A 12,014-nucleotide genomic window follows, 5' to 3' on the forward strand; every position below is an offset into this window, starting at 1 on the left:
AGGGAAGGTATTGATGCGGAAGAGCGGGAGAGGGAGAGCATGTAGCTCTCCCTGCCTTGCGGGTGGTTATTCCGCAGCGATGATTCCCGGTTCTCGATCAAGAACCTTGAACGCCGGCAGTCGGACCCTCATGGGGAACACGCGGCGGGAGATAAGCCGCCCTTCCCGTGTGCAGGCCGGCATATGGAAGTCATAGAAGCCGAAAGCATCTTCCCAGCTGACCCTGAACATGGCCTCAGCCTCGCCAGCAATCCGGAACTGTTCAACCTCAAGATCGATGAGCTTCCGGAGGAGGTCATACAGGTCAGTGACTTTTAGCCTAAGCTTGACGACTTCAACGCTGTTATTTTCGAAGTCGATGTCAAGGACGGGCGCATCGCCGTATTTGACGTGGAGCTTCTGATCTTTGACCCCGATCTGCACGCCACGTTCGCCGTGCTCCTTGACAGCTTTCTTGCTCTTCAGGTTGGGCAAAAGACCGAGAATGCGCCCCATGTCAGAGCGTGTGAGAACGCCCTCGAATTGCGGGTCAAACCCGGCGACGTCGAGAGGTTTTACGCCAGCGTTGGCGATATCATGCCAAAACAGCCGATCTTTCGCAGCAGACCCCGGTACGGAATTGGTGAGGTTCCACGCCATGATGCTGCGTAGAGCCTGACCTTTAGCGCTGACTGGATCGGCCTCTGCAGAAATCGAGATCATGCTACGCTGGAGCGGATCGAGAAGTTTATGCTCCAAGAACCAGAAGTCCTTGGTCGGCATTACGCCGTAGCGACCATTCACGACGAGGATATCCTGCTGCCGTGGGCGAGCATGGAGCACAGAGGCCGCATCTGGGTATTTTAGCGAGAAAACCAGCAGGGGATTGCCAGCCGGATCGGGGCGCACTGCAACGCTCCGAACAGTTGCGGCCTTTCCGCTTTCGCTTTGGTCCGTGCTGACAACCAAGCCGTCCTTCATGAGCTGAGCCAGAGCCAAGGCCCTCGCTACGAATTCAGTCGCAGGTTCTGCGTCAGGCTGTGCGGTTCGACCCAGTTCGTTGACAGCACGATCAATGAGAGCTGCAGGGAGTTTAGCTTCGCCAAGAACGTCCACAGTGCCGCCATTGGTGCGCCCGAGCAACAACACGAAGCCGCCGCTCGCCGAGTGAGCCGCAACAGAGACATTGCCTTTGGGCTCCATTGCCTTGATCTTTTCCATCGCTTTTTCACGAAGGAATTTCTCTGTGGCTTCCCGCTCCGTAGCGGCATTTGGGTCTTTCGAAGCTGAGCGCTGAGCATCAACGATGGCTGAAAAGCACCGGCTGCGAGCACGGCCATCTTGATCACAGGCACATCGACATTTGGGAGTGCGCCGCAGTTGGCGTCAATCCACTCCAAGGCCAAGCAATAACTGTTGACCAGAGTGGCTTGGCTGGGGCGATCGAACCCAAGCACGTACTTCACGTGGGCGGTGTAGCGGTTGGCGTCTTCCTTCTTCTCCGCCGTAACTCGCTTCAGCTTGCGCCGATCTGCCTTGTCAACGCTATGATCCGCCAGCAGAACAACCCGTTCATCTTCATAGGCTTTGAGCAGGGCTGGATCATCAGGCTTGCTGTACATGGGGTCATCGGGCGAGAGTTTACCTGCTTGGAATTTATCGGCCCGTTCGAAGCGATCATCGATCCCTTTGTTGTGCTTCGTGATAGCGGCGTTGTAATCCGCAATCGCGGTCTGGAAGAGAGCCAGCCCTTCTGCGTCTGAGGTTTCGCGAGTGAATATGTAGGCGTTGGCTGCGGCTTCAGCAGCGCCCTCATGCGAGCGGATATGACAAGTACGGGTTACTTCAACACGACTATTGAACGCGGCTTCGTCATAAACAACAGGCTGTTGGGTTCCTTTGGCGATTGCCATCGAATCCTCCTATGTGTGTTAACAACGCAAGGAGGCGCTCGCTCTTTATAAGAAGCAAAATAAATCCGTTAACAACTGGGTGAGTCAAAACCGCACACGCTTTGTAATGCGTATCGCTCCGGCGAGGGCCGCCTGGCGTTGAATGCCGGTTCCTGGATAGCTGTCTGACGATGGCGCGGTGATCGTGTCCATTTCAAATACAAGCGGACACTATCAGCGATGTCGACAGACCATCATGACGAGGATTCCGTATCACCAGAGCGCCGCCGCCGCCGATCTTGGACCCTGGAGGAGAAGCGCGGCATTGTCGGCGAATGCCTCGAGGGCGGCGCCTCGATCGCCGAGGTCGCGCGACGCCACGACCTCAACGCCAACCAGCTCTTCTCTTGGCGTCGGCAGTTTGGCGTTGAGGCGGCGGCGCCGAAGGAGCTCGCGCCGATCCTGCCCGTAACAATCTCGCGGGATGCGACGGCGGACTATTCCGATCGAGGGTCGAACGGCCAGATGGAGATTGTTCTCGCCGGGGGCGATCGGATCCTCGTGTGGGCGGACGTGGAGCCGGCGGCGCTGTCACGGGTGCTGGAGGCATTGTCGCGGCGATGATTCCGGTTCCGAGCGGCGTGAGGGTCTGGATTGCGACCGGCCATACCGACATGCGCCGCGGCATGCAGGGGCTGGCGCTGCAGGTGCAGGAGCAATTGAAGCGCGACCCGCACGCGGGCGATCTCTACATCTTCCGTGGCCGCCGTGGCGATCTCGCCAAAATTCTCTGGCATGACGGCGTCGGCCTGTCGCTTTACGCCAAGCGTCTGGATCGCGGGAAGTTCATCTGGCCGTCGGCGACGGCAGGGGCGGTTTCGATCTCGGCGGGGCAGATGGCCTATATGCTGGAAGGGATCGATTGGAGAAACCCGCAACTGACCTGGCGGCCGGAACGCGCCGGATAGAGCGCTCCCGACCGAGTAAAAAAAGCGTGGTCGCGTGCATTTTAGGGCGCTTCAAATCACGCGATTTATGATTCACTCCCTCTCATGGATGCCGCTGACGCCGAGCTTGCCCGCGAGAACGCCGCCCTGAAAGCGGCGCTGGCCGTCGCTCAGACAAAGGCCCTGGAAGTTGCGGCGGAATTGGCGGTCGCCCGCGCGAAAGCGTCGGAAGACATGGCGCTGATCGCGCAACAGAAGCTTAGGATCGCGAAACTGGAGCGCCAGATCTTCGGGCAGCGGTCTGAGCGGTCCGTGAGATTGATCGATCAACTGGCGCTCACCTTCGAGGAGTTGGAAGCTGCGGCGACGGAAGACGAGCTTGCGGCCGAAAAGGCTGTCGTCAGGACGACTGTCGCAGGATTTACGCGCAAGCGTCCGGAGCGCACTACATTCCCCGACCACCTTCCTCGCGAGCGCGTCGTGATTGAGGCGCCGACGGCATGCGAATGCTGCGGGAGCGCGCGTCTGCGCAAGCTCGGCGAGGATGTGACGCGCACATTGGAAACGACGCCCCGTCAGTGGAAGGTGATCGAGACGGTGCGGGAGAAGTTCACCTGCCGGGATTGCGAGAAGATCAGTCAGGCGCCGGCCCCATTCCACGTGATTGCGCGAGGATGGGCGGGGGCGAGCCTGCTGGCGATGATCGTGTTCGAGAAGTTTGGCCAACACCAGCCTTTGAACCGCCAGGCCGAGCGCTATGCCCTGGAAGGCGTGCCGATCGCGCTGTCGACGATGGCCGACGCGGTGGGCTCGGTCTGCACGGCCCTCGATCCTCTGCTCCGCCGTGTGGAAGCTCATGTCATGGCGGCCGAACGCCTGCATGGCGACGACACGACCGTGCCGGTTTTGGCCAAAGGCAAGACTGATACCGGGCGGTGCTGGATTTATGCTCGAGACGACAAACCGTTCGGCGGCGCCGGGCCGCCGGCGGCGATGTTCTACTATTCGCGCGATCGCCGGGGCGAACATCCACAGGCGCATCTGGCGGGATATTCCGGCATCCTGCAAGCCGACGCCTATGACGGCTACAACAGGCTCTATCTGGCGGATCGCAAGCCGGGTCCGGTCAAGGAGGCGGCGTGCTGGGTTCACGCACGGCGCCCGTTCTTCGCCATGGCGGATCTGGATGAGAACGCGCGCCGCAAAGCGGCGGGTAAAAAGGAAATCCCTTTGTCGCCGATCGCGATCGAGGTGGTGCGCCGCATCGACGTCCTTTTCGAGATCGAGCGGTCCATTAACGGTAAGAGCGCCGAAGAACGCCTGGCGGTTCGCCACACGCTGAGCCGACCGCTGGTCGATGATCTGCAGGACTATTTGCGCACGCAGGCAGCGAGGCTCTCGCGCGGGCATGATCTGGTCAAGGCGATCAATTACATGCTCAAACGTTGGGCGGCGTTCACGCTGTTCCTTGAAGATGGACGCGTGTGCATGTCCAACAATGCCGCGGAACGAGGGCTAAGGGGCATCGCGCTCGGAAGAAAATCATGGCTGTTCTGCGGGTCGGACCGCGGAGGGCAGCGGGCCGCGGCCATGTATAGTCTCGTTGTCACCGCACGGATGAATGGCGTCGATCCGCAGGCTTGGCTCGCCGACGTCCTCTCGCGCATCGCCCTCCATCCCGCACACCGCCTCGATGAACTGCTGCCCTGGAATTGGGTGGCAAAAGGTCCGGCAGCCTTCGCTCGTGTCGCCTGATAATGCACGTCAACAAGGTCTCTCACATCACGACGATCAGCCAGGTCGCCAAAGAACTTGGTGAGAACGAGGATTGGCTGTTCGACGTCGCTGCCGAGATGGAGCCCGAAGATGGTCTCATATGGGTCCACGGGATCACGTACGACGGCGTGATGGCGTTCACCGACTTCGGAATCGATAACCTGATCGAGCTGATCAAAATGTATAAGGCCGATCCGACACTCCTCAAGCGTTAAAACGCCCCGACGCCGACACCTGCGGCCTATGCCGGATGGCTACTGTAATGCGGATGTTACAATCGAATCAGCTACAGGTTGGTCGAGGAAATAAGGACTACTCTATATGATGCATATAGCCGCATGGAATTCGTTATCATAGGTCAAGAAGCGGCACCGTTAATGATTGTGTCTGATTGATTCGTTTTTGCAATTGGTTTCAGTGATAATTCGAATTCTATCCTATCTCGTAGCCAGATAAGCCCTCGACTTTGAGTAGGAGCCGATCCTGCAACGATCAATGCCCAACAGCCATGGATCGGCATTTCTTCCCAATAACCGTTTTTTTTCTTGGATGTATGTGTCTGTTCTTCAAGCCCTTCACTACGTGAAGTGCTGCGACATTTCGTTGGTCTCAGTTCGCAAGCTCACTGGCCCAACTCAGTCGCTGTATTTTCAGTCTGAAACACAAGGTTGATAGCTTGAATGATTGTCTGTTGATTGATCAATCAATCATTCTCCTCAGGTATCATTCTGATAGATTTGAAGCCACACGACGACATAACTGCCGCCGTGTGTAGAAGGCTTATCTTCTGATTAGTCATCCACCCGTCCATCTGTTCGCAACCCATGTGGTGCATGGGAAAGGGGCTGTTACGATTGCCTCCCTTTTACGCTAAATTCCTGCTCACCTCTGCATACAGCCTATGGACTTCACCACCGTATGCCGTCATCGATGTGGGGTTACCGTCGTCATACCCCAAGTGCTAATGATATAGCTTGATTAACCGCTGTTGCTTTGTCCCGCCCTGTTCGTCGGACCACGAGATGCTACGGGTTTTATTTACGGAACTACATAGGTAGACCCAACCCGGCTATGCTGCCGGGGGCATTCGTGATTGCTGCCGCCCAATACGCATCCCCCCTATTCTGAGAGTGAGCAGCCCTTTCTATCTACCCGGGCAGGGTTCTTTCTCGACAGTGTGTTTGGTGCTGGAGCACCGCTATACAACATTATACACTCTATTTATCCAGCGACCTAAATTCCGCTGCGACAAAAATTGGTAAATGCAGAAATATTTTGGTAGGCATTTCGATTGCGCTGACACGCTGGATAAATAGCTTTATGAAGAAGAACAGCTACTATCTCCAGACAATCTATGAAAATGCTCGCTCGCTCGGGCTGGTCGAAAGCCAATACGCCTTCGGTCGCTTATGTGGTCGCAAGGACAGCTGGTACAGTTCCGCCAAGAGTTCAGATAGGCCTATGTCAATCGCGGCGATGATAACGCTCGCAATGAACATCGAACGCCTGCCAGCTGACTGCATCCCGCGATCGAAACGCAAACAGGTCAAAGAGCTGACCAAGACGTTATGGTTGCTGGTCGAATCCAAAGCCACGACGCCGGACGTGCAGGACCTTGTTTAGCGTTGCACCCGAGGTCGGCTAATCAGCCAAGATTACTGATTTTAGCATAAGCGCTATTTCCAACTCAGTTGTGCTTCTGCCGCACAATGCGTCAACCGGAATATGAAGGTCTCCCCTTCAAAAATTCGGTTGACGCTATCCGTTCTCGAAAGCAAGCTATCGAAAATAGCGCTTATGCTACATCTCGTAATCGTGGCTGATTTCCAGAGGTGGGTTGCGCAGCAAACCGCGCTGCGCAAAGTCCCTGCATTGCAGCTGCCAGCTGGCGTCAGAGATTGAAAATGAGCGCCCTACAGCACGGAGAGTAGGGAGAGCCGCTATACGAGTAGCGGGCAGGCGAACAGCGCAACGTAGGGCGGGTTTGTGCTGTCGCTGAAACCCGATCGCTTTGATCGTGCTGTGTCAGGTCGCTCAATGCCGAGAAGCCTGCCGAAAACGGCTCAAAAGCAGAATCTAAATAAAATGAAGATTTTATAGATATAGACGAGAGGCGCTATGGAACCCCTAAATGTGGGGCTGTATTGCCATGGTAAAGCTTCTGCATAAATAGCTGTATGAGAATCTTTGAAATCATCTCCCCGGCCGACCAGCAAAAGATCACCAATCTGGATCGCACAGCCAAGCAAGCCAAATATGCAGCTCAGCGGGAACGCTATCGTCAGGCTACCAATCGCTACAATGACCGAATGAGAACCCGAAAGCCTGGTTCGAAGATGCCAAAAAGGCCAAAGCCGCCGAAACCGCCAGTCAGCCAACCTTAATCGTTGCAAAAAAGCCAAGCTCGGGTATTTAAGGGCTCAATGCCTAAAATGGAGAGCCTAAGTGAGCGACGAGTTCGCCAATCTAACCGTGCCTGAAATCCAAGCTCTGATCGATCGCGCCAGTGCTGAAATCGAGCGCCGGAAGGAAGCTGGCAGGGCGACTTTGAAGGCCGAGATCGCCGAAAAGCTCAGGGACGCCGGTCTGGCCTTTGCCGACCTCTTCCCGGAGATTGGGAAGGGCGAAAAAGCCAAGAGTAAGTCCGATGCCCCAAAGCGGGCAGTTGCGCCGAAATTCAAGAACCATGTGTCCGGCGAGACTTGGTCCGGTCGTGGCGCTCGCCCGCCGATGTGGGTCAACATGATCCTTTCTGAGCGAGGCTGGACGATTGACCAGTTCAAAGCGTCAGAGGAATTCCTGGCTCAGAATTAGTCCCTGACTTCGAGCCCGGTGATCTTCGGTATTTCGTGGAAAAAACCTATGGCAAATGGTACCTTGAAATGGTTCGATCCCACGAAGGGATTTGGCTTTATTTCGCCAGACACGGGTGGCGTCGATGTCTTTGTCCATATCAGCGCGGTGGAGCGAGCTGGTTTAAGGACGCTGGCTGAAGGACAGAAGGTCTCCTTCGAAGTGTTTGTTGATCAGCGCCGAGGCAAATCTTCAGCGGAGCAGCTTCAAGTCCTCTAACAGAAAAAACAATCCTTGCCGCGATTGTCCGTTTGGGGCATTGCGGCAATTTTTTTTGATTGGATTGATATGGCTACGTTTCGAGAGCGTTTGGCAGAGTTTATCTGCGACCGATATCCCGACGAGGAAATCCCAGTCGAGGCCCTGTGCAAGGATAACAGGGGTACTTACGTGATCCCCTATGCCTGCTGTCGGTTTGACGACGAGTGGCGGAATTTCGATACAGATGAGACCGTAGCCGCGAATATCATCGGCTGGCGGCTTGTATCAGAGAAACGTCGATACAGGCCTCTCCGAAAGAGATAGCGGTAGAAAGCCGTGGTTGCATCCGCCGGTAGTCCTATCAATGGAATTGGCTTGTGATGCAGGGCACAGGAGAGCGGCGATAAGGCCAGCTCTCCTTTTGTGCGGCTACGCAGCCTTGGCTTCCTGCGTCTCTGCAATCTCTATGGCGTGTAGATAAAGATCCAACAGAGACTCGTGCTCGTCACGCTTGTCTTTGTCTTGCTTGCGAAGCTTCAGAATCTCTTTCAGGATTTTCACATCGAGACCTTCGCCCTTGGCTTCAGCGAAAATTTCCTTCTTACCCTCAGTGAGAGCTTTGATTTCCTCTTCGATGTGCTCGATCCGCTCAATCAAGGACAGAATGCGTTCGCCCCCGATTCCGACTGTATCTGTCATGTGCCATCTCCCTTGAGTGGCGGAAGGCTAGAGGCGGAAAGGTGAGCGAGAAGTTAAGGCTGAAGAGCCATCCACAGGGGGATTTGAGGAAATCATTAACTCAAGCTTTAATTCCGCTGCTCCAATTCGGGAACAGCGGAACCTGTTTCGAACGAATGATGATCGAATCGGGAGGGCGTGATTCGCTAGCTTCAGATGTAAATTTATTCTGAAGTTTCAGAATCGTCGCGAGCCGGTGTCATATCGACTGCACCGACAGGGACCAGATCGTTTGGCTTCTTGACGAGCTTCAAGTCGTCTCGCAGTGCGTTGGGAGATTGGAGGCGTCGGGTCTTCGATGTCTTCTGTCCCGGCGCTCGTTTAGCGGTTTCATGCTCAATGCCCACTAGCACATTGGTCTGGCCATAGTGGCGCTCGATCATGGCTACCGACGTTCCCATGTTCTTCTTCAGCCAATAGACATTAGTACCGTTCTGAAGCCTGAAGGTCGCGTAGGTATGGCGAAGGCTGTAGAGCGTATGCCGGTTCCCGTTGGTGTCATGCTCAATGCCAGCGGCTCGAAGCATGGTGTAGAAGCCGGTCCAGTTCTCGATGGGCTCTCCGTCCTCGTGACAGAATACGAGATCGTCAGGCGCGGTCTTGTAGTCGCGCCTTTGCAGAATTTCGAAATATCGCTCGGCGCCGGGCTGACAGACGACAAGGCGCTCCCCGGTCTTACCTTTGACAGTACAGGTGACCCACGTGCCGTGATCATTGCTGTAGCTGCCGACATCTCGCCATTTTAGAGGGCGAGCCTCGCCCACACGCATTCCGGAATTGACCATGATCATCACGTAGAAGCGGAGAAGCGTTCGGTCTTGTCTCACCCTTGGGTTGTTGGTCTTGAAAGGCCAGTGCATGAGGAATAGGCGCAGTTTCTCGTATTCGTCCTGCGTAAATGCCGGGCGCTTGTTGACGCTGCTCTTCTCGTGTTTGAGGAAAGGCAGCATGTTCTGCGGTACTACGCCGAGATCGACGCCATGGAGGAAGACACCTCGCAGGACCGTCCATTCCTGCTTCAGCGTAGCCTGTGTCGGCGGCTTCTTCTTCCTGCCGGTCTCTTCGAAGCCGGGACCAGTGACCCAATAATCCTGTCGCCATGCCCGGTAGGCCATCAGGTCTTTTTTCTGGATCAGTGTGATGTCCCGTTTGCCGAAATAGGGCATGAGATAGCGATGGACCGTACCTTTGATGAGGACGTAGCGACCCTCGCTATTCCGGCCTTCCTTCCATCTCGTCTCGGCGTCTCGCAAAAATGATGATGCTACATCCGAGAAGGTTTTCCGCTTCAGTGGCAGGGATTGAGTGACTCGCTGCTTCAGCTCCCCGAGGATGAGCAGCGCTGCCTCTTTGGCCCGCTCGAATTCCAGCTCGCCTGTGGACCTGCGCACGTAGCCGGAGTGACCCTTGATCTTGATCCGGCATTGCCACAGTGCGTCTTTGACATCGTCGCGTTGGTAGAGAGTGATTTGGCCGTTGGCGATCGTCTGCTGGTTCTGTGCATGGGCCATAAAGGCGAGCTCTGATTCGTTTCCTGCAATGAGCTTGGCAGTTTGCTTCTCGTACACAGCTCGGGAATGTGACAGGTGGGCACAGCGACAATGGGTAGCTAAATCATCTCGACGGCCGCCCGGAGCACGTTCTCGTTTAGGTCGATATATCGCTGGGTCGTGCCAATGTGCTTGTGACCTGCGAGAGCAGCAAGGACGCGGACATTCACGCCCTTATGGGCGAGCGTGGTGATGAATGTGCGCCTTCCTGAATGTGATGTAGCCCTATCAAGACCGGCGGCGTCGTAGATATGCAGCATCACTTGGCAGAGGCCGTTGGCTGAGAATCGCTTTCCGGTTTTTGAAGCGATCAGGGGCCGGTCTGGGGCAGGGTTGGCGGGCAGGGAATTGATGTAGGCTTCCAGCTCGGATTTGAGCTGCGAGCTGATGAGCACTGTGCGGGCCGAGCTGCCCTTGGTCTGTTCGGGCGCGAGTTGGATTTCCGGCCGGATGGTGCCGTCGGGAGCGAGCACATCGTTTAGCTTTAACGCAGCTATTTCTGCGACCCGCATCCCAGCCAGCCAGCTCAGCATGAGCAAGCAGCGGTTGCGGGCAGGGAAGCGGGCCTTGGCTGTATGCTGTAGCACACGCTTCATATCGCGTTCGGTGAGGACGGGGGCCTGTTTCAATGCTTGTTCCTCCTGGCTAACAAATTGCTCGGAACAAGCATGTTTTCTGATGTTCAGGAGAGCAACCAAAGATACTGCCGAAATGAATGCAGCGATTTCAGTGGGTTATGCGCCAACATCATGAAATGTTGATTCTGTGATGTTGCGGCGGTCTGGGCGGCGTAAACAGGGTGCCCTGCGATGCATAGAAGTGCGTGATCGATACATCCGAGGGGGCGGCAGCAAAATTGGCGTTTGGCACGAAAGCCTCTGTGTGCGAAGCTTGAGGTGTCCAATTTTCCGTCGTGGCTTGGCCCATGACACCTGAGGACATTTCCAAAGGTTTATCGAGGTGCAATGGCCCGTTGCGGCAAGGCTGGTCTTGATGCAGCAAGTAGCCGGGAATGCAAATGGCTGGCAGCCCTGTTATTGAAACCGTTTAATAGACAAGCTTAAGTGAACCGCTGGTCGACGGGAGCAAGGTTGAATGAGATGCTTTTTGAAAACGTTTGCAGCGCTATCTCTTTTGGCTGCTCTGAACGGTTGCTCCAAGGAAGAGAGCAAGAGGCAGGCAAAACCTGCGTATCTCGGTAATTGGGTTTACGAAAAATCTAAAGATGATTTTGAAAAGCGAGCGACTTTCAGTGCGTCTGTGAAGTCGACGGGGCCGGATAAGGCTGAGTTATATGTCGTCTGCGAGCCATGGCCAAAGGCAGTCGATCCGAGAGACTACAGAAATTTCTGGGTCGGTGTAACGGCATCGAAGTATCTCGGTGAAACGGAGCTTAACCGTTTGAGAGAAGTGAAATACATATTTGACGAGCAAGAACCAATTTACGACGAGTGGGACTACTCAAAGGACTCGGCTCAGAAGAATTACATTTCTGATAAAGCTACCGGCCTTCTCCCTTCATCAAAAAAATCGGCCCCTGATGTGTTTCCCTTTTTGAGTAGCTTGAGTGCCGCGAGCAAATTCAAAATTAGGCTTAAGAATTTTGATTTGGAATCGACTGACTACGAGTTTGATGTCCGGTCTTTCGATGAGTTTTACAAGAGAATCTCCTATGACTGTGATCCGCTCGCTAAGGTCCCTCTGACAGAGGGGGCTAGCACGCTAAAAAAACTGCACCGAAGTATTTCCGAGACAATTTGGCGGTGTGTGAAAACGGTCGGTAAAGAAGGCGGCGATCGGCGCTGTGTCGCGCAAGCCCAAGCCGCAGTGGATAAAGCTGGAGGCTCACTGAAAAAATATGCCGACAATGCTGACAGAGCACTAGTTGTCTCTGCTTGGTCAAAAGAACTCAAGGAACTGCTCGAAATCGCAAAAACGGACAAGTCTCCCTCTATCCAGGTCAATCTCCTTTATGCGACCCAGATGCTTGAGACGTCAGCTGTGAGAAAATTCAACTCGGATTAAATCAGGGTAACCGCGCTCCCAACCAAGCCCCGATATCTTCACCGCCCTACATC

At 55.1% G+C, this 12,014-nt stretch carries 13 protein-coding genes; 8 read left to right on the forward strand and 5 right to left on the reverse strand.

The genetic code is table 11. From position 1 onward, the window contains the following. Positions 1-66: 66 nt before the first annotated feature. Together WOC76_RS04830 and WOC76_RS04835 are read right to left on the reverse strand one after the other, a co-directional pair. Positions 67-960 carry a hypothetical protein gene (locus WOC76_RS04830; RefSeq protein ID WP_341387526.1) on the reverse strand — a complete coding sequence of 298 codons (894 nt, stop codon included), beginning with the start codon at positions 958-960 and terminating at the stop codon, positions 67-69. A 26-nt stretch (positions 961-986) separates the two neighbouring features. Next, complete coding sequence (locus WOC76_RS04835; RefSeq protein ID WP_341108593.1) at positions 987-1,892, reverse strand: hypothetical protein; 906 nt, start codon at positions 1,890-1,892, stop codon at positions 987-989. 219 nt (positions 1,893-2,111) lie between these two features. Here WOC76_RS04835 and tnpA point away from each other — a divergent pair, with 219 nt between their 5' ends. The 7 genes from tnpA (at position 2,112) to WOC76_RS04870 (ending at position 7,666) form a co-directional block, all read left to right on the forward strand. Then, the gene (tnpA, locus tag WOC76_RS04840) at positions 2,112-2,495 is read left to right on the forward strand and encodes an IS66-like element accessory protein TnpA (RefSeq protein ID WP_341101852.1); all 384 of its coding nucleotides are present in this window, start codon (positions 2,112-2,114) and stop codon (positions 2,493-2,495) included. Next, on the forward strand, positions 2,492-2,839 hold the full coding sequence (tnpB, locus tag WOC76_RS04845) for an IS66 family insertion sequence element accessory protein TnpB (protein ID WP_341101850.1): 348 nt from the start codon (positions 2,492-2,494) through the stop codon (positions 2,837-2,839). Before tnpA ends, tnpB begins: the two co-directional genes overlap by 4 nt. A gap of 84 nt (positions 2,840-2,923) precedes the next feature. Then, the gene (tnpC, locus tag WOC76_RS04850; RefSeq protein WP_341101848.1) at positions 2,924-4,573 is read left to right on the forward strand and encodes an IS66 family transposase; all 1,650 of its coding nucleotides are present in this window, start codon (positions 2,924-2,926) and stop codon (positions 4,571-4,573) included. A gap of 2 nt (positions 4,574-4,575) precedes the next feature. Beyond that, positions 4,576-4,809: a hypothetical protein gene (locus WOC76_RS04855; RefSeq protein WP_341101846.1), complete on the forward strand. Its 234-nt coding sequence runs from the start codon at positions 4,576-4,578 to the stop codon at positions 4,807-4,809. Between the two features lie 1,105 nt (positions 4,810-5,914). Then, positions 5,915-6,217, forward strand: a complete 303-nt coding sequence (locus tag WOC76_RS04860; RefSeq protein ID WP_341108592.1) for a hypothetical protein — start codon at positions 5,915-5,917, stop codon at positions 6,215-6,217. Positions 6,218-7,039: 822 nt separating this feature from the next. Continuing rightward, a complete protein-coding gene (locus WOC76_RS04865; RefSeq protein ID WP_341108591.1) occupies positions 7,040-7,408 on the forward strand; it encodes an H-NS histone family protein in 369 nt (122 codons plus the stop codon). Between the two features lie 48 nt (positions 7,409-7,456). Continuing rightward, positions 7,457-7,666, forward strand: coding sequence for a cold-shock protein (locus WOC76_RS04870; RefSeq protein ID WP_341431548.1), 210 nt, complete (start codon positions 7,457-7,459; stop codon positions 7,664-7,666). Between the two features lie 411 nt (positions 7,667-8,077). On the opposite strand, the gene WOC76_RS04875 is transcribed toward WOC76_RS04870, so the two are convergent. The 3 genes from WOC76_RS04875 to WOC76_RS04885 all read right to left on the reverse strand — a co-directional run bounded on the left by WOC76_RS04875 (position 8,078) and on the right by WOC76_RS04885 (position 10,565). Next, positions 8,078-8,347, reverse strand: coding sequence for a DUF2312 domain-containing protein (locus WOC76_RS04875; protein ID WP_341108589.1), 270 nt, complete (start codon positions 8,345-8,347; stop codon positions 8,078-8,080). A 203-nt stretch (positions 8,348-8,550) separates the two neighbouring features. Next, entirely contained in the window at positions 8,551-9,954 is a 1,404-nt protein-coding gene (locus WOC76_RS04880; protein ID WP_341108588.1) for a tyrosine-type recombinase/integrase, read from the reverse strand. A 41-nt stretch (positions 9,955-9,995) separates the two neighbouring features. Then, on the reverse strand, positions 9,996-10,565 hold the full coding sequence (locus WOC76_RS04885; RefSeq protein ID WP_341108587.1) for a tyrosine-type recombinase/integrase: 570 nt from the start codon (positions 10,563-10,565) through the stop codon (positions 9,996-9,998). 478 nt (positions 10,566-11,043) lie between these two features. Between WOC76_RS04885 and WOC76_RS04890 the strand changes: the two genes are divergently transcribed. Then, positions 11,044-11,961, forward strand: coding sequence for a hypothetical protein (locus tag WOC76_RS04890; protein WP_341108586.1), 918 nt, complete (start codon positions 11,044-11,046; stop codon positions 11,959-11,961). Positions 11,962-12,014: the final 53 nt, after the last annotated feature.

The sequence above is a fragment of the Methylocystis sp. IM3 genome (assembly GCF_038070105.1).
In the GTDB taxonomy this organism is placed as follows: Bacteria; Pseudomonadota; Alphaproteobacteria; order Rhizobiales; family Beijerinckiaceae; genus Methylocystis.